The 729-nt window shown below is 71.1% G+C and carries 1 protein-coding gene and 1 pseudogene; both read left to right on the top strand.

Translation table 11 applies throughout. The features are described 5' to 3' along the window. A pseudogene (locus ACJA3G_RS38045) lies at positions 1-185 on the top strand (hypothetical protein); the annotation flags it as partial. Positions 186-211: 26 nt separating this feature from the next. Then, positions 212-729: hypothetical protein (locus ACJA3G_RS38040; protein WP_406557554.1), on the top strand; the 518-nt coding region annotated here is incomplete at its 3' end.

Raw genomic sequence — 729 nt, 5'->3', positions numbered from 1 at the left:
CGACCCTCCCGGCCCCCAGCACCGAGTCCCCGAGTCCGGAGGGCAGCCCCCGGCCCGGGGACGGGGAGAAGAAGGCCTACCGGCTCGTCTGCGACAAGCAGCGGGAGTTCGATGTCGACCCCGACAGGCTCGACCTCCTGCCCGACGCGGCCGACCTGTTTGCCGTACATCTGGCCAAGAAGTGAGCGCGGGAAGAAGCGAGGGCTGACTGATGGATAGGGCCAAGACCGGAGTGTGGGCGAGAGGGGCGGCCGTGACGGCCGCCGCCGCCCTGGCTCTCACCTTGACCGCCTGCGGTGGGGACGGGGGTGGCAAGCAGTCGGAGGACAAGCCCTCGGCCCCCGCCTCGGGGTCCGGCGGACAGTCCCGCCCGCAGAGCAACGAGCCCAGCGCGCAGAGCACCGAGGTGCTGGCGACCCTGCGGGGCGGCGACGGCATCGAGATCGTCGTCAACAGCGCGAAGCGCGACGCCGGGGGCTTCGTCACCGTCGAGGGAGTGGTGGCGAACAACTCCTCGCAGGGCTTCACGGCTCCGGGCTGGCAGGGGACCGAGCAGGAGCTGCGGGACAACGGGGCCTCCATGGCGGGTGCCTCGCTGGTCGACAAGACGGGCAAGAAGCGCTATCTGATCCTGCGGGACACGGACGGACGGTGTCTGTGCACCCGCTTCCCGACCGGCCTGACCGCCGGTCAGAAGATCCCTTTCTACGCCCAGTTCCCCGCCCCCCC

The organism is Streptomyces sp. YS-3 (assembly GCF_045257485.1).
Classification (GTDB): Bacteria; Actinomycetota; Actinomycetes; order Streptomycetales; family Streptomycetaceae; genus Streptomyces.
Note: the sequence above shows the minus strand (reverse complement) of the source record. Positions and strands in the feature narration are given on the sequence as shown.